The 15,347-nt window shown below is 65.6% G+C and carries 13 protein-coding genes; 9 read left to right on the forward strand and 4 right to left on the reverse strand.

Annotated features, from left to right (window positions below):
- Positions 1–94: 94 nt before the first annotated feature.
- The 8 genes from DKG75_RS16115 to DKG75_RS16150 all read left to right on the forward strand — a co-directional run bounded on the left by DKG75_RS16115 (position 95) and on the right by DKG75_RS16150 (position 10,123).
- A complete protein-coding gene (locus tag DKG75_RS16115; protein WP_109922185.1) occupies positions 95–1,714 on the forward strand; it encodes a DUF2130 domain-containing protein in 1,620 nt (539 codons plus the stop codon).
- Positions 1,711–2,658 (forward strand): ParB/RepB/Spo0J family partition protein, encoded by a 948-nt coding sequence (locus DKG75_RS16120; protein ID WP_109922186.1) that lies wholly within the window; start codon positions 1,711–1,713, stop codon positions 2,656–2,658. Before DKG75_RS16115 ends, DKG75_RS16120 begins: the two co-directional genes overlap by 4 nt.
- Positions 2,659–2,902: 244 nt before the next feature.
- On the forward strand, positions 2,903–3,733 hold the full coding sequence (locus DKG75_RS16125) for an RNA polymerase sigma factor (protein ID WP_109922187.1): 831 nt from the start codon (positions 2,903–2,905) through the stop codon (positions 3,731–3,733).
- 77 nt (positions 3,734–3,810) lie between these two features.
- Positions 3,811–4,308 carry a hypothetical protein gene (locus DKG75_RS16130; RefSeq protein WP_243746541.1) on the forward strand — a complete coding sequence of 166 codons (498 nt, stop codon included), beginning with the start codon at positions 3,811–3,813 and terminating at the stop codon, positions 4,306–4,308.
- Between the two features lies 1 nt (position 4,309).
- A complete protein-coding gene (locus DKG75_RS16135; protein ID WP_109922189.1) occupies positions 4,310–7,711 on the forward strand; it encodes a UvrD-helicase domain-containing protein in 3,402 nt (1,133 codons plus the stop codon).
- Positions 7,712–7,792: 81 nt separating this feature from the next.
- Complete coding sequence (locus DKG75_RS16140; protein WP_109922190.1) at positions 7,793–8,539, forward strand: multiubiquitin domain-containing protein; 747 nt, start codon at positions 7,793–7,795, stop codon at positions 8,537–8,539.
- Positions 8,514–9,686: a ThiF family adenylyltransferase gene (locus DKG75_RS16145; protein ID WP_024924735.1), complete on the forward strand. Its 1,173-nt coding sequence runs from the start codon at positions 8,514–8,516 to the stop codon at positions 9,684–9,686. Before DKG75_RS16140 ends, DKG75_RS16145 begins: the two co-directional genes overlap by 26 nt.
- Positions 9,683–10,123 carry a ubiquitination-like system serine protease family protein gene (locus DKG75_RS16150; RefSeq protein ID WP_109922191.1) on the forward strand — a complete coding sequence of 147 codons (441 nt, stop codon included), beginning with the start codon at positions 9,683–9,685 and terminating at the stop codon, positions 10,121–10,123. The genes DKG75_RS16145 and DKG75_RS16150 overlap by 4 nt, the downstream gene beginning before the upstream one ends.
- Before the next feature lie 16 nt (positions 10,124–10,139).
- On the opposite strand, the gene DKG75_RS16155 is transcribed toward DKG75_RS16150, so the two are convergent.
- Both DKG75_RS16155 and DKG75_RS16160 read right to left on the reverse strand, forming a co-directional pair.
- On the reverse strand, positions 10,140–10,838 hold the full coding sequence (locus DKG75_RS16155; protein ID WP_109922192.1) for a hypothetical protein: 699 nt from the start codon (positions 10,836–10,838) through the stop codon (positions 10,140–10,142).
- 37 nt (positions 10,839–10,875) lie between these two features.
- Positions 10,876–11,385, reverse strand: a complete 510-nt coding sequence (locus tag DKG75_RS16160) for a hypothetical protein (RefSeq protein WP_208112084.1) — start codon at positions 11,383–11,385, stop codon at positions 10,876–10,878.
- A 649-nt stretch (positions 11,386–12,034) separates the two neighbouring features.
- Here DKG75_RS16160 and DKG75_RS16165 point away from each other — a divergent pair.
- A complete protein-coding gene (locus DKG75_RS16165) occupies positions 12,035–12,832 on the forward strand; it encodes a GDSL-type esterase/lipase family protein (RefSeq protein ID WP_166646497.1) in 798 nt (265 codons plus the stop codon).
- Here DKG75_RS16165 and DKG75_RS16170 read toward each other — a convergent pair.
- Positions 12,824–13,930: an alginate O-acetyltransferase AlgX-related protein gene (locus DKG75_RS16170; RefSeq protein ID WP_109922194.1), complete on the reverse strand. Its 1,107-nt coding sequence runs from the start codon at positions 13,928–13,930 to the stop codon at positions 12,824–12,826. The genes DKG75_RS16165 and DKG75_RS16170 overlap by 9 nt on opposite strands.
- Positions 13,931–13,942: 12 nt before the next feature.
- Positions 13,943–15,343, reverse strand: coding sequence for an MBOAT family O-acyltransferase (locus DKG75_RS16175; protein WP_109922195.1), 1,401 nt, complete (start codon positions 15,341–15,343; stop codon positions 13,943–13,945).
- Positions 15,344–15,347 lie beyond the last annotated feature (4 nt).

Below are 15,347 nucleotides of genomic sequence, written 5' to 3' on the forward strand. Positions count from 1 at the left end.
CTGCTGGTCCGGCTTGTGGACCCGCTCGACGAGCGTGGAGGGTTGACTCTCGGATAAATTAGGAGAAAATAGGTCCTAGAAATATTTGGAGGCCATGATGGCGAATCCGCAGACCTCAGTAGCGTCGACCGTGCGTTCCAGTCCCGTTCACCACCTTCATCCCGTCGACGACGTCTGTCCGGTTTGCGAGCAGGCCATCCCACACGATCGCGCCGACGAGGTCGCTGAGCGGCTGCAGGCGCGTGAGCAGGCGCAGTCCGCCACTATCACCGCGCGGCTGCAGGAGAAGTTCGACACCGAGAAGACCGAGGCGCTCGAGCGTGCACGGTTAGAAGCTGACCAAAAAATCACCGAGGCCAGAGAACAGGCCCGCCTGGCTGCTGAGCTCCAGTCGAAGGCGCTGGTGGACGCGGCGGAAGCGGCGCGTGTCGCAGCCCAAGACGCGCTTCAGGCCAAGACCGTCGAGGCCGCGACCGAGAAGGCCGACGCTGACGCGGCGAAGGTCGCGCTTCAGGGCCAACTCGAACAGGTCCAGCGTGAATCCGCCGCCGCGATCGAGAAGGTGAAGGCGGACGCGGCGGCGCAGGAAGACGCGATCCGCTCAGAGGCGGCGCGCGTCGCCACGGAAGCGGCTGCGAGTCGGCTGGCGGAAGTGGAGGCTCAGAAAGTGATCGCCGAAAATGCCGGCGAGACACTGAAGGCCGAACTGGCGCAGGCCAGACTGACCAGCGAACAAGCCCTGGCGGACGCCCAGGCAAAAGCGGCCGCACGCGAAGTGGAAGTCCGTGCTGAAGTCAGTGCGGCCGCTGAGGCCGCGGCCCAGCTGCAGATTGGCGCCGCCGAACAGGCCAAAGCTGACGCCGAAGCCAGGGCGGCCGCTGCGGAGACGACGGCGAAAAGCCTCCAAGAATCCCATGAAGCCCAACTCAATGAGCGGCTGCAAGAACAGCGTGAGGCCCTCGAGGCCGACAAGGTAGCGGCCGTCAACGCCGAGAAGTCCGCCACGTTTGAAGACCGCCAGAAGTTGGCCAACAAGGTGGAAGAACTGCAGCGCGCCCTTGAGAAGAAGACCGCCGAAGAGCTCGGCGAAGGCGCCGAAATCAATCTGTTTGAAGCGCTGAAGGCTGAGTTCGATGGTGATCGCATCGTGCGCGTAACCAAGGGCCAGCAAGGCGCAGACATCCTGCACACCGTTATTCACAGCGGACAGGAGTGCGGCACGATCATCTACGATTCGAAGAACCACAACGCGTGGCGGAATGATTTCGTGACCAAACTGCGGTCGGACCAGTTAAGTGCGCAGGCCGACCATGCGGTCTTGTCGTCCAGCAAGTTCCCGGCCGGCGCCCGGCAGCTGCATATCCAGGACGGCGTCGTGATCGCGTGCCCGGCGCGGGTTGTCGCCCTCATCCAGCTCGTTCGCGCCCATCTCGTTCAATCTCACACCCTGCGCACGAGCAACGCCGAACGGACTCAGAAAACCGCGGCCCTGTACAGCTTTATCACTTCCCAGCAGTGCGCCGACTCATTCGCGCGGTTGGACGAACTGGCGGAGTCGCTGCTGGATATTCAGACGAAGGAGGTTAAAGCCCACGAAAACGTCTGGAAGCAGCAGGGCCTTGCCATCCGCGCGGCCATGAAAGTGCAGGCTGAACTGCGCAATCAGATCGACTCCATCATCGGTACGGCGTCCGCGCCGGAGAGCCCTCAATGACGAACCCGAAGGTCATTCCTGACCGCAACAATGTCATCAATCTTCAGGAGCGTCGGCTCGATCGTACCGTCCTGCGCACATACCGGACCAGGGCCGATATCGACGACATCGTGCCGAACGAAAAGCAGCCCCGCATGGGTCCGAAGATCGATGAAGAGCTGCAACGGCAGATCGAAGCGAATGGCGGCCTCTTCGAACCCCTACTTGTCGAGCCCCACCCTGACTTACCGGGAAAGTTTCGGATCATCGACGGCGACCGCCGGTGGACCAATTCGCAGGTTCTGGTGGAACAGGGGAAGGAAGATTATCGGCAGATTCCAATCGAGGTTACCGACCGAACCTTGAGCGAGGAGGACCGGCTTCGGGTCTGGATTTATATCCATCGCCAGCGGAAGGAATGGGACGCCAAGGAAAAGGAAATGGTGGCCTATCGCCTGGTCGACATGATGGGCCGGTCGAGCGCTGCCAACATCCTCGGCATCACAGTGCGTGAGCTCGACAAGCTGGTCGATGTGTTCGAGCTCTCAGAAAAATTCACCAGTCTTCGTGATCCCAGTGCCGCAATCACCTGGTCACGTGAGTTGATGGGGGTGAGCAAGAAACTACTGACGCCGACTGTTATCGAGGCGGTGGTCAAGAAGGTCAACCAGAAGCGCATTACCAATTCGAAAGACCTTCGGAAGCTCCGCACAATCTTGCCCGATCCAGTCGCGCGTTCGCAATTTCTGACCGATGCGGGAGATTTGGAGTCGGCAATGCTGCGCCTTGGGCCCGCGCCGAAGCCAGTCAAGGGCGGCCTATCCGGCGATCTCGAAGCTGCGGTAGACGCGATGAAAAAGGTCCCTTTCTCGACCCTGCAGGAACTCAAAGGGGATGCGGATATCTTGAAGAAGATCGACGAAGCGGAGGCGTTGTTGCAATCGCTCCGCGGCGCGCTTTCGTAGTTTGGAGATTGTCGGCGCGACCTCAAGAAGCTGGGCCGCGGAAGTTTTTCAGAACAGGTAGCATTGCGAGCACATACCTATCGGAAAGTCCTGCGTTACGGCAGCGTCGGTTGTGAAGAAATATTGTCGTCGCGAGACTGCGAGAGCGTCGGCTGGGGGGAACTGAAGGTGATGCTGACCGACAACGAAACGAAGGTCGATCTTCTTATGGGAACGATCGGGCGAGGCTGGGGAGGGTGCTGGCATGAAGCTGGAGGCTGATGCGCACCGTGCGGACGAGGCGGTGGTGACGCCGCTGCGAAAACGGCGCCTCACCGGAGAGCTCTATGCGCGCGACCCGAAGATAGAAGCGCTCATCGCCGAACTGGTGGTCCTGCCGCGTGACGCGTTGATCGCCAGGGCCGCGATCACGAAGCGCGCCGACCCAGGCTATATCCCCAGCGAATGTCTCGTCTATTTCCTCCGCGCGAGCCGCCATGACAATAATGAGGCGGGGTTCGAGCGCGTCTATCGGATACTGACCGAACGGGTGCTGCGCAGTCTGCCCAGGGCGGAAAGCTTCGACGGCGAGACGGAGTCGCTGACGCGCGGGATCATACGCGACAAGGTGTTCGGCCGGTTCGTTGAGCTGCTTTCGGCGGATCGCGCCGCCTATGTCGACAAGGTCGACTATTTCGAGGTGCGGTTCGACGGCGCGCTGGCGAGCCTGCGTCGCGACGCGCAGGAGCAGGCCTGGCGCGACGAGAACCGTTCCCAGCCCCTCGAATTTGACGAGGAGAGCGGCGAGCTGTCGCCGGAGGTCGAGGCGGCCGCGGGGGTCTACGACCCGTTCGCCGCGTCGGATTTCGACGATCCGGCTTACCGGTTGCGCCTGGATGCGGCGATTGAGGCTCTACCGACAGAACAAAGCAGGATCATTCACATGCTGAGGCAAGGCTTTCCCATCGACTCCAAGGAGCCGGACGTCATGACCATCGCAAAAGCCCTGGGCCGCTCCGAAAAGACTGTTCGAACCTATCGCGACAAGGCCTTCGCCGCGCTACGGACGGCCATGGCCGACGGAGATGAGCGGTGAGTCCCGCTGGCGCACGTCCCTCCCGCGAATCTGTGCTCGACGCGTTTGCGGTCGAGAGCGAGCCTGGTCGGTCGACCTTGGAGCGCTATCTCCGGCTCTACCCGGAATATGCCGGGGAGCTGATCGACCTCTCGCGCGAACTCAGTCGCGAAGCCTGTGACGATGCCGCACCACTTCCCGGTGCCGACCAGGCCTTGATCGACACGGCATGGTCGCAATACGCCGCGGCTTCTCCGGCGGCGGCCGCCGACCCTTTTGCGGCGCTGACGGTCGATGACTGGCGCGCGGTGGCCCGAGGTCTGGATGTGCCTCGACAGGTCGTGACCGCATTACGCGAACGGCGGGTATCCCTCGTGAGCATCCCGCGGCGGTTTCTCCAGCGATTCGCCGAGGCGGCGAGAAGCTCCGTGGCGCAGTTGGAAGCGTCTTGGGGGCCGGGTCAGCTGGCTGAGGCGCGCAGCTACAAGGCCGACAGTAAGCCGACGGCCGGCGAGCAGGTCAGCTTCGAGCAAGTGCTGATCGACGCTGGCGTCCCGGCCGAGAAGCGCGCCCAACTGTTGGCGGAGACCGACTGAGATGGACGGCGTGGAGCTCGCCAGGCAAGTCGCCGCCGAGCTTCATGCTCGCCTCGTCGCCTCCGGCGCCGATCCATGGTCGCCCTATGACTTTGCCGTCGCCGAGGCCAAGCGGCGGGGTCTCGATGTCGAATCAACGGCCGTCGGCGCGGCCGTCCTCAACGGCGGCCGCGCGACCTTCGTCGCCGCCGACGATCTGATCCTTCACGAGAGCGCGGGCTCTGCGTTCGAGCAGGCCTTCCTCGTGGCGCACGAGATCGGTCATGTCGAGCTCGGCGACGATCTCGATGGCGAGCCGGCGCCGACGATCGATCCGGCGCGCGCGGCCGAGCCGTCGCCGGTCGGCATGGATCGGGTTGTCGATTATGGACGCCGGCAGCGCCGCGAGGTTCAGATGGACCTGTTTGCGCGCGAGCTGCTGTTTCCGCGCACTATCGCGCGAGCGCTCCATCTCGACCAAGGGCTCTCCGCCTCGGCGATCGCAGCGAAGCTCGGCGCGCCGTTCGAGGTCGTCGCGCAGCAACTGTTCGACGCTTTGCTCCTGCCAGCGGTGCCGCCTGTCGCGGCCGCGATGCATGTCGAGCGGCCACTCAATCCCCTGCAGGCCGAGGCCGCAGCGCATCGCGGCGAAGCCTATCTGCTCGAGGCGGGCCCCGGCACCGGCAAGACGCAGACGCTGATCGCGCGTGTCGAGGGCCTTCTGGAGGAAGGTGTCGATCCGCGGCGCATCTTGCTGCTCACCTTCTCGAACAAGGCGGCGGGCGAGATGGCGGAGCGCATTGCGCGCAAGCGGCCCGAGGCTGCGGCCGCGATGTGGATCGGCACGTTCCACGCCTTCGGTCTGGACATCATCCGTCGTTTCCATGCCGAACTCGGGCTGCCGAAAGACCCGCGGATGATGGATCGGACCGAGGCGGTCGAGCTCCTCGAGGAGGAGTTCCCGCGGCTGAGGCTCGCGCATTACCGCAATCTCTACGATCCGACCCAGATCATCGCCGACATGCTGGCCGCCGTGTCGCGGGCAAAGGACGAGGTGGTCGACGCCGAAACCTATGCCGCGCTCGCCGACGCCATGCTTGCCAAAGCTCGCGACCCTGATGGACGCGAGGCCGCCGAACGCGCCGGCGAGGTGGCCCGTGTCTACGCCGCCTATGAACAGCTCAAGCGCAACGCGCATTGCGTCGACTTCGGGGACCTTGTCGCCCTGCCGGTCAGGCTGCTCGAGACCGACGCGGCCATCCGCGCAACGCTGCAGGCGCAATATGACCACGTCCTGGTCGATGAGTATCAGGACGTGAACCGCAGCAGCGTGCGCTTGCTGAGCGCGCTGCGGCCAGACGGTCGCAATCTTTGGATGGTCGGCGACGCCAAGCAGTCGATCTATCGGTTTCGGGGTGCGTCGTCCTTCAACATGACCCGGTTTGGGAAGGAGGACTTTCCCGGCGGCAAGCACGGCCGCTTGAAGCGCAACTATCGCTCAGTACCGGAGATCGTCGCCAGCTTCTCCGGCTTCGCGATCACGATGCGCGCGGGCGACGCCGACAGCGGTCTCGACGCGGAGCGCGACGGCAATGGTCAGAAGCCCGAACTGCGCACCGTGCAGCGCGCCGAGCAGCAGCAAGTGGCCCTGGCCGACGCGATCGAGGCGCTTCGCGGCGAGGGCTATGCCTATCGTGACCAGGCGGTCCTCTGCACCGGTAATGAGAAGCTGTCGACGATCGGGCAGGACCTCGAGCGGCTTGGTGTGCCCGTGCTGTTTCTGGGCAGCCTGTTCGAGCGGGCCGAGGTCAAGGATCTCCTGGCCTTGCTCTCCGTCCTTGTCGATCGGCGCGCCATGGGCCTGGTGCGCATCGCCTGCTGGCCCGACTTCACCATGTCCTTTGCGGACGTGGCGGCGATCTTCGAGCATCTGCGGGCGGCCGACCACGCCCCGGGCAGCTGGCTCCAGCAGGTGGATGCGATCCCCGGCGTCAGCGATGCCGGCCGCGAGGCGCTCGCCAAGCTCGCGGCCGCGCTCAGCGGTTTCGACCAAACGGCTGCGCCCTGGACCGTGCTCGCGACGCTGCTGCTCGATCGCACCCGCATCGCCGCGCGCCTTGGCGGGTCGGCGGACCTAGCCGATCGCACGCGCGGCATCGCGATTTGGCAGTTCCTCAACTTCCTGCGGGTCCAGCCGGCCGGCCGCGGACTGCGGATCACGCGCGTGCTCGATCGGGTGCGCAGGCTTGTCCGTCTCGGCGACGATCGCGACCTGCGCCAGTTGCCGGCGGCCGCCCAGCATCTCGACGCCGTGCGGCTGATGACGATCCACGGCGCAAAGGGCCTGGAGTTCGGCGGCGTCCATATTCCGGGGCTCAACAGCGACACCATCCCGCGCACGCCGCCGGCGCCGCCCTGTCCGGCGCCCGACGGCATGATCGCGGGCGCCCAGGGCAGCGCGCTGGAGGCGTTCCGCGCGGACCAGGCCGAGGAGCAGGAGTGCCTATTCTACGTGGCGCAGTCGCGCGCCCGCGACCGCCTGGTCCTTTATGCGCCGACCGAGAAGAGCAACGGCCACAATCGACCGCTATCGCCATTCCTCGACCGTCTCGGGACCAACTTGACGCGCCGTTCGGTCGTGCCGGCGCGGCCGCTTCCCATGGCGGCGGAAGCTCAGGGCATCGAGTTGATCGTCGATGGACGGCTGCAGTTCGGGGCCGCGCAAATAGCCCTTTATGAGTCCTGCCCGCGCCGCTTCTTCTACACGCATGTCTTGCAGGTCGGCGGGCGGCGGACCGCCACCGCCTTCATGCACCTTCACGAGGCGGTGCGCGTGGTGGTCGAGGGGGTGATCACGTCGGATAGCCCTATAACCGAGCGGGACCTGGAGGATCGCACCGACGCGGCGCTTGCCGGTCAGGGCCTCGGCGACCATGGCTATCGCGCAGAATTCCGCGACCTGGCACTGGCGATGCTGCGCTTCCTCCTGGCCAATCGCGCCGACGCGGTCGCCGAGGCGCCGGTCGCGCTCAGCCTCAATTTCGGCGGCGAAGAGATCATCGTTCGGCCGGACGAGGTGCTGGTGCGGCCGGACGGGGTCCGGACCGTCCGCCGTATCCGCACGGGCCATAGGCGGTCGGCCGAGAGCAAGGATGTCGGCGCGGCGGCGCTAATGCTGGCGGTCCAGCAGGCCTTTCCCGGCGCCGTCGCGGAGCTCGTCCATCTTTCCGATGGCGAGACGCATGCGCTGGCCTTGTCGGATCGGGAGTTGAAGGGGCGCAAGGACAAGCTCGCCAAGTTTCTCGGCGACATCCGCGCTGGGCGGTTTCCGGCAGAGGTGTCGTCGCGCACCTGCCCGAATTGCCCGGCCTTCTTCATCTGCGGGCAGACCCCCGACGGCCCTCTGCGAAAAAAGTTCGCCTGACCTTACCGGTCGGCGGATCTCGCCCCGATTGGACCCTTAGAGCCGCTGCATCGCCGCGGCAGAACCTAAGGACCCAATCTTATGAACACCGAAGAGCTTCTTGAATACGACGACCTCGGCGACGCCCTGCGCGAAGGCCGGGCGCTGCGTCCGGCGCAGGGGTATCGCTTCCTCCTCGCGCAGGGCGACCTCAACTTCCAGTCCCGTCAGGTGAGCGACCCCGTGCCGCTCGGCCGTCAGTTGCTCGAGGCCGGCGCCCTGGACCCGCGGGACGGCTACAGCCTGTTCGCGATCCTGCCCTCGGGCGACTTCGAGGACGTGCGGCTGAACGAGCCCTTCGACCTGCGCGAGCACGGCGCCGAGCGGTTCGTCGCCTTCCTGACGGATCGCGACTTCAAGCTCACCTTGAACGACGACGAGTTGCGCTGGGGCAAGCCGGTCATCAGCGGCACGGTGCTCTACGGGCTCGCCAAGCCGGGCGAGGGGGAAGGCGTTTTCCTCGAGGTCCCCGGCGGCGAAGATCGCCTGATCGAGCATGGCGAGCTGATCGATCTGGCCGAGCCCGGCATCGAGCGGTTCATCACCGCGCGGCTGACGTTCGAGATCATCGTCAATTCGCGGCCGCGCACGGTGAGCGCCCGCACGGTCACGTTCGAGCAGATCGTCCAGCTCGCTTTCCCGGGCCAGCACGAGCCGAACGTCGTCTTCTCGATGACCTACCGGCACGCGGCGTCGACGCCGCACGCGGGCGAACTCGGGGCTGGCGGCTCGGTCGACGTCAAGAAGAAAGGCACGGTGTTCAATGTCACGCGAACTGTTCAGTCGTAATCCCGACCTCAAGCGGCTGCGGGACGAAGGCTACTTCGTCCTGCGGCAGGGCGGGCATCTCGTCATGCGGGAGGTGCCCTATGTCGATGCGCGTCGCGAGGTGCGCATCGGCACCCTCATCTCGAGCCTCACGCTGGCCGGCGATGCGACGCGCAGACCCGACACCCATGTCGTCCATTGGGACGGCGACTTTCCGTGCCGCGCCGATGGGACGCCTATCCAGGGGATCTCGCATCAGGCCGGGGCCTTCGACCTCGGCCACGGTCTGAAAGCCACGCACAGCTTCTCGAGCAAGCCGGATGGCGGCTACACGGACTACCACCACAAGATGACGAGCTACGCGAACATCATCGCGGGCCCGGCCGCGGTGCTGAAGCCCGGCATGACCCCCCGCACCTTCCGCGAGCCGGAAGAGGAGGAGGACAGCGTCTTCAACTATGTCGAGACCGCCTCCGACCGTGTCGGTATCGGCATCCTGACCGAGCGGCTCGTCAACGAGCGGGTCGCCATCATCGGCGGCGGCGGCACCGGCGGCTACATCCTGGACTTCGTCGCCAAGACGCCGGTCCGCGAGATTCGGCTCTTCGACAGCGACGAGTTCCTGACCCACAACGCTTTTCGGGCGCCGGGCGCGCCGACCCTGGAGGAACTGCGCGAGGCACCGAAGAAGGTCGACTATCTGAAGCGCATCTACAGCCGGATGCACCGCAACATCGTGGCGCACGATGTCGAGCTCGGAGCCGACAACGTGCACCTTCTCGACGGCGTCACCTTCGCGTTCCTGTCGCTCGACGCCGGCGAAGCGAAGCGGTTGATCGTCGAGAAGCTTGAGGCGATCGGCGCCGCGTTCGTCGATGTCGGCATGGGCCTCGAGCTCGACGAGGGGTCGCTCGGCGGTATCCTGCGGGTGACCGCCAGCACGCCGGAGAAGCGGGATCATGCTCGCCAGCGCATCTCCTTCGTCGGCGGCGGCGCCAAGGACATCTACGCCTCCAACATCCAGGTCGCGGACCTCAACGCCCTGAATGCGGTCCTCGCGGTCGTCAAGTGGAAGAAGATCCGCGGCTTCTACCGTGATCTCGAGGGCGAGCATCACTGCACCTATACGACTGACGGCAACATGCTGATCAACGGAGACCTCGGGTGATACGGCACAAGCGACTCGAGCATCGTTTCGTCGAGCACATCCCGGAGCGCCTTGAGCCAGGCATTCTCTATGTCTCAATGGAATATGCGACATCGGCCCACAGCTGCTGCTGCGGTTGCGGCGAGGAGGTCGTGGCGCCCTTCACGCCGACGGACTGGAAGATGACCTTCGACGGTGAGACCATCTCGCTGCGCCCGTCGATCGGCAATTGGACGCTGAAGTGCCGGTCACATTATGTGATCGACCGCGGCAAGGTGGTCGAAGCCGGCCCTTGGAGCGACGAGCAGGTCGAAGCCGAGCGCCGTCGGGATCGCACCGCCAAAGCGCGCTTCTACGGGGAGTCGCCGAAGGTCGAACCTTCGGAACAGCCTGCTACGCCCAGGGAGGAACCGGGCTTCTGGCGCCGTGTCTGGGCCCGGATATCCGGCGGATCGTAGACGACAAGCCCGGCGGTCACGCGCCGCCTGGCTCGTCAGACTTCGGTGCTGCGGGGCTGGGGCTCGGGTAGAAGGTTGCGACCCAGCGCTGCTTGAGCTTGGCGAAGGCGAGCCGGCTCGGAAGGCCCTGCGGCCAGTCGGCCGGAAAGAAGAGGTTGAGCTGTTCGCCAACCTGGATCGCGAGGCGGCCCATTTCGGAGACGACGGCTTCCAAGGTCGTCGTCTCCATGAACGGGCCGATGACCGCGTCGCCGTCGCGCTGCGGTCGCATCATGAAGGCAGACTTCATGGTGGGATGGCCGGCGAGCTCGGAGAACATTTCGTACATCGCGAAGCGCTTTTTGTCGGCGAAGCGCCAGCGCTCGATCAGGGTCCGGTCGCCGGCGAAATAGTCGATCAGAAAGACCGTCTCCAACACGTCACGCAGGATGAGCGCGCTGTTTTGGCCGTAGCCCGATAGAGCAAGCTTCACGCTCGCGCCGAAGGCATTGAAGGTGCGCATCCCGAGCAATTGGATGACCTTGAGGTCCTCGTCGGCGGTTTCGAATTGGCGCAGGACATCTGCGAGATCCATGGCCGCTTCGGTGATGGCCAGGTGCAGCCGCAGGCGCCCGTCGCCGGCGACGAGGCCGATCGCCTTGCCGCGCAGGAATTCTTCGCCAGCATGAAGGCTGGCGAGGTTTGGCGGGATGGCGTCGTCGTTGGTGTCAGGCATGGACAACTCCGGCCGTCGGGGGCGTGCGTCGGCGCTCTTATCCGTCAGCGAGCGCGCCGTGCTGTTCCAGCACCTTCATGAGCACATCGTTCGCGGTGCTGAAATTGCCGAGCTGGCCTTGCAGCTTGTACTGCCACTTTACCCCGTGGAAGAGGTTGTTGCGGTAGCGGAAGACGATGATGAGGACGGCCGTGACGCGGCTGCATGGGTCGTTGTCGCCGCCGTCGATCACGGCGCGCACCAAGGCCTCTCGGTCGGGATTCCTGAAATGCAGATGGTGGAAGTGATAGGTGAAGGCGCCATCGGCGTAATAGCGTTGCCGGAAATAGGCGAGTTCGGCGTCGAAGGCGTCAGCGTCGAGCATCCCGGCGTTCTGCCAAGCCTCGACCGTGTCGCAGATCGCCTTGACATTGCCCTGGGTGTTGAGGACCCGCGACTCGAATAGGCTCCAGAGTAGCGCGAAGTCAGTAATCGCGGCCTGCTCGTCTTTGGCGAGATGATTGAATCCGGGCGCATTCGCCTGCAGCCATTTCATGCTCTTGGTCATGGCTGGTCTTATCGCAATATTGCAGGATCGTGTAGAGAGCGGCGGCTTGATACAACAGGCATAGAGCGTCGCGGCATCGATGCCGATCCCGACGATTTGCTGCGGACCGGACTCGAAACCGGCTAGTGGATGGGCTTAGCGCACCGAGCCATTACGCCGCTGCCTTCTCGTCACCATCTCGGACCTTTGCTGGCCATGTGTCCTTCCACATCGCCGCAGCCAGAGGCGTTTGCCTATCCGCTCATTCGCTTTGCATCAAGTCACCCGACCCGGGGAGTAGATCCGGAAGGGGGCGAGACGTTGAGTGCATGGTGAGTACGAACGTCCTGTGCTATGAACGGTGACGGTCTTTTCTCGCATCGGCGCGCAGTGCCCTGAATGGTTGATGGCGCGAAAAAATTGACCGATCGTTGTCGATAGACGATGAAACCGCGCTAAATCCAAATCGCGCGAATTTTCCTTTGAAATCAAAAGCGAAGAATTTTGACGGCTCGACGGTCGGGTTTTGACCGTCAGAAGAAAGATTTTGCGCTTAAAAATCAGCCCGTTACGATGGTTTGAGAGAATCGAGTGGGAGTGATCAGGCGGCTGGACACGCGGCGTATCGCGTGGCCGAATGGCCGTCATGATGAGCAGGTTGGAACCTTCCATGTCCATGTCGGCTGCCGGTACCCGGCGTCAGTTCGTACTGGGAACCCTGGCGGCGGCGGCCGGTGCGGTCGGCCTTGCGCGGGGGGCCGGCGCAGAGGGGCTGGCGCTGCCGCCGACGCCCCGGCCGGATGACTGGTGGGTAAAGCGGCATCGGGACAAGCTGGCGGAATTGCGCCGGGGGCCGGTCAACCTTGTCTTCATCGGCGATTCCATCACCCATAACTACGAATTGGGCAGCACGGCGCCGAATTATGATTTCCTCGGGCTGTGGAACCGGTTCTACGGCGGCCGGCAGGCGGTCAACCTCGGCTTCAACGGCGACAATACCGGCAATGTCCTGTGGCGCCTCGACAATGGCGAGATCGGCGGCATCTCGCCCAAGGCGGCGGTGGTCCTGATCGGCACCAACGACACCATCCAGGGTCGCGGCGCGGCCGAGACCAAGGCGGGGATCGATGCCATCGTCGGCCGCCTGCGGGCCAGGGTGCCCAAGGCCCGGATCCTGGTCCTGGGTATCCTGCCGAGCGGGATCAGCGACTGGAAATCGGCCACCGACCTTGCGGTCAACACCGCCCTGGCCAACAGCTATGCCGCCGACCGGCAGGTGACCTTCATGGATGCCGGCTATCGCTTCCTGAAGGACGGGGCGACCGATGTCAGCCTCTACATGGATCCCCGGAACGACCCGCCCGGTCCCGCCCTGCACCCGGATGCCGCCGCCCAGGCGCGCCTGGCCGAGGCGATCGAGCCGCTGCTGTCGTCCTGGCTGGGCGACCGCAACCGCCTGTCACAGTGAGCCGGCGGCCAGCCGCGCCGCCCAGGTTTCCTCGACCGTGCCGAAGGGGGCGTCCAGCACCCGTTCCGGGATTTCCCAGACGATCGCCCGGGGCGGTGTCCCGGTGAAGGCGGCATCCCGGAAATAGGGTTCGGCGGCGCCGGCGAAACCCGCACCGTCCCGCGCCAGATCGCCGATCGGGGCGGCCAGGGCGGCGGCCAGGAAGCCGATGAAATTGCCGTTCCGCGAAAAGGAACTGCCGATCACCACGACCGGCGGCCCCGCCATCTCGCCGAGAAGATCGTCCGCGACCACCGCCGGCATGGCGATGCGGCTTTCCGCGACCCAATCGCCCGCCGGGCGAAAGGGGGTGGGAAGCCGGTCGAGGCCGGCGAGACGGATCAGGTCCCCCAGGCGCTCGTGGTCGTCGCCGGGGGTGACGGGGACCGGCGGGCCGGGTTCGGGCGCCGCATTTGCGCTGCGCAGCCGCTCGGCCAGGGCCGCGGCCACCGCCTGCGCCCCCGCTTCGGTCCAATGGGTGTCGCTGCGGAAATAGGGCTCCGCGGTGCCCGCCAGCACGGGCAGGGCCTCGAGGTGATCGACCCCGGCGGCCGCCAGCGCGGCGTTGAAGCGGTCGAGGCGGGCGTCCAGGGCGGCGGGCCGGGGCAGGCCGCAGCGCGCCGCCGCCAGGACCCGGCTCTTGTCCGGGACGACCACGACGGTCAGGTGAATGTTCCGGGCCTTCAGCAGGCGGTCGGCGGCGGCGACCAGACCCGCCCGCCGGTCGCGGGCCGAAGCCGCGCCGGGATGAAGGTCCATCTCCTCGCGGAGGAAGAGCCAGCCGGCGCAGCCGGCCCGCACCTGCTCGCCGAGGTCGCCCAGCACCAGCCAATTGGCGGCCCGCGCCGTCCGCGCCAGGGCGGCGCCGCCGAGAAGGTCCTCGTTCAGGTGGCGGGACAGGGCCGCGGTGGCCGTGCCGTCCGCCACGTCCCCCGGGGTGAAGCGGGCCAGCATCTGCCGCCCCCCGTCGCCGCCAAGGGCGAGCACGCCGGAGACCAGCCCGACCGCGAGGACGAGGATCAGGACGATGCCGGCAAGACGGCCGCGATCATGTTCCATCCGCTGCCCCTCCTAGAACTGGAAATAGAGGAAGGGCACGGTTTCACGTTCCTTCAGGGCGGCCAGCGCATAGAGGAAGGCGAGCACGGGCCAGAGGCCGTGCCACCAGCCGGGAACCAGGGCAAGAGCGCCGGCCAGCCGCCCCCGCACCGCCGGCCAGAGTGCGACGGCGACGCCCGCCGCCAGCCACAGGGTGACGGTCGGATGCAACGCGACCCGGACCGCATCGCCGAGACCGATGCCGTACCAGCCGACCTGCCCCAGCAGCATGGTTTCCGCCATCTGCCAGCTGGTCGACCGGAACAGGGTCCAGGCCAGCATGACCAGGGCCATGGTCGCCGGCCAGGCCAGGACGGTGGGCAGGGCGATGCCACGCCGCCGTCCGGCCCGCTCGACGGCGAGGGCGATGCCATGCACCAGGCCCCAGGCCATGAAGGTCCAGGCCGCGCCATGCCACAGCCCGCCGATCGCCATGGTCAGGATCAGGTTGGCATAGGTGCGCGCCTCGCCCTGGCGGTTTCCGCCCATGGCGACATAGAGATAGTCGCGCAGCCAGCCCGACAGGCTGATGTGCCAGCGCCGCCAGAACTCCTGGATGCTGGTCGAGAGATAGGGATCGTTGAAATTCTCGGGGAAATGGAAGCCGAGCATGAGGGCAAGGCCGATCGCCATGGCGCTGTAGCCGGCGAAATCGAAATAGAGCTGCAGCGTATAGCCGAGCGCGCCCAGCCAGGCATCCGCCAGCGACGGCGCCGGCAGCGCGAAGACGAGATCGACCAGCCCGGCCAGCTGATCCGCGATCAATACCTTCATGCAGAAGCCGAGCATGAAGCGGCGGCTGCCCTTGGCGAAATTGTCGAAGCGCAGGTCGCGGCGGGTGAGTTCCTTGTCGATCCAGCTGTAGCGGATGACGGGCCCCGCCACCAATTGGGTGAAGAACGCCTTGTAGACGGCGAAGGCGACGAAATCGCGCTCGGGCGTTATGGTCCCGCGCCGAATGTCGTAAAGATAGGAAATGGCCTGGAGGATGTAGAACGAGACGCCGATCGGCAGGATCACCGTCTCCCAGGGAATGGCGCCCAGATGGAACAGGGCCAGTCCCTCGTTCGTCGTGCCGACCAGCAGGTTGGCATATTTGAACCAGCCGAGGACGAGAAGATTGGCCGCCGCCCCCAGGGCCAGCCGGCGCTGCTTTTCCGCGTCGCTGCGCGCGGCCTCGATCGCGAGGCCGCAAAAATAGCTGAAGACCGTGACCCCGATCAGCAGCAGCAGGAAGACCGGCTTCCACCAGCCGTAGAAGGCCCAGCTGGCGATCAGCAGCACCCAGTTCCGCCCGCCCGCCGGCACCAGGGCGTAGCAGAGCAGGAAGAGGGGCAGGAACAGGGTCAGGAACTCGACCGAGGCGAAAACCATGAAG

It is taken from the genome of Zavarzinia compransoris, from assembly GCF_003173055.1.
GTDB classification, from domain to species: Bacteria; Pseudomonadota; Alphaproteobacteria; order Zavarziniales; family Zavarziniaceae; genus Zavarzinia; species Zavarzinia compransoris.

Bases quoted from the DNA above. Each gene is read 5' to 3' on its own strand.
- DKG75_RS16115 (WP_109922185.1), top strand. From the start codon at position 95: ATGATGGCGAATCCGCAGACCTCAGTAGCGTCGACCGTGCGTTCCAGT.
- DKG75_RS16120 (WP_109922186.1), top strand. From the start codon at position 1,711: ATGACGAACCCGAAGGTCATTCCTGACCGCAACAATGTCATCAATCTT.
- DKG75_RS16125 (WP_109922187.1), top strand. From the start codon at position 2,903: ATGAAGCTGGAGGCTGATGCGCACCGTGCGGACGAGGCGGTGGTGACG.
- DKG75_RS16135 (WP_109922189.1), top strand. From the start codon at position 4,310: ATGGACGGCGTGGAGCTCGCCAGGCAAGTCGCCGCCGAGCTTCATGCT.
- DKG75_RS16140 (WP_109922190.1), top strand. From the start codon at position 7,793: ATGAACACCGAAGAGCTTCTTGAATACGACGACCTCGGCGACGCCCTG.
- DKG75_RS16145 (WP_024924735.1), top strand. From the start codon at position 8,514: ATGTCACGCGAACTGTTCAGTCGTAATCCCGACCTCAAGCGGCTGCGG.
- DKG75_RS16155 (WP_109922192.1), bottom strand. From the start codon at position 10,838: ATGCCTGACACCAACGACGACGCCATCCCGCCAAACCTCGCCAGCCTT.
- DKG75_RS16160 (WP_208112084.1), bottom strand. From the start codon at position 11,385: ATGACCAAGAGCATGAAATGGCTGCAGGCGAATGCGCCCGGATTCAAT.
- DKG75_RS16165 (WP_166646497.1), top strand. From the start codon at position 12,035: ATGTCCATGTCGGCTGCCGGTACCCGGCGTCAGTTCGTACTGGGAACC.
- DKG75_RS16170 (WP_109922194.1), bottom strand. From the start codon at position 13,930: ATGGAACATGATCGCGGCCGTCTTGCCGGCATCGTCCTGATCCTCGTC.
- DKG75_RS16175 (WP_109922195.1), bottom strand. From the start codon at position 15,343: ATGGTTTTCGCCTCGGTCGAGTTCCTGACCCTGTTCCTGCCCCTCTTC.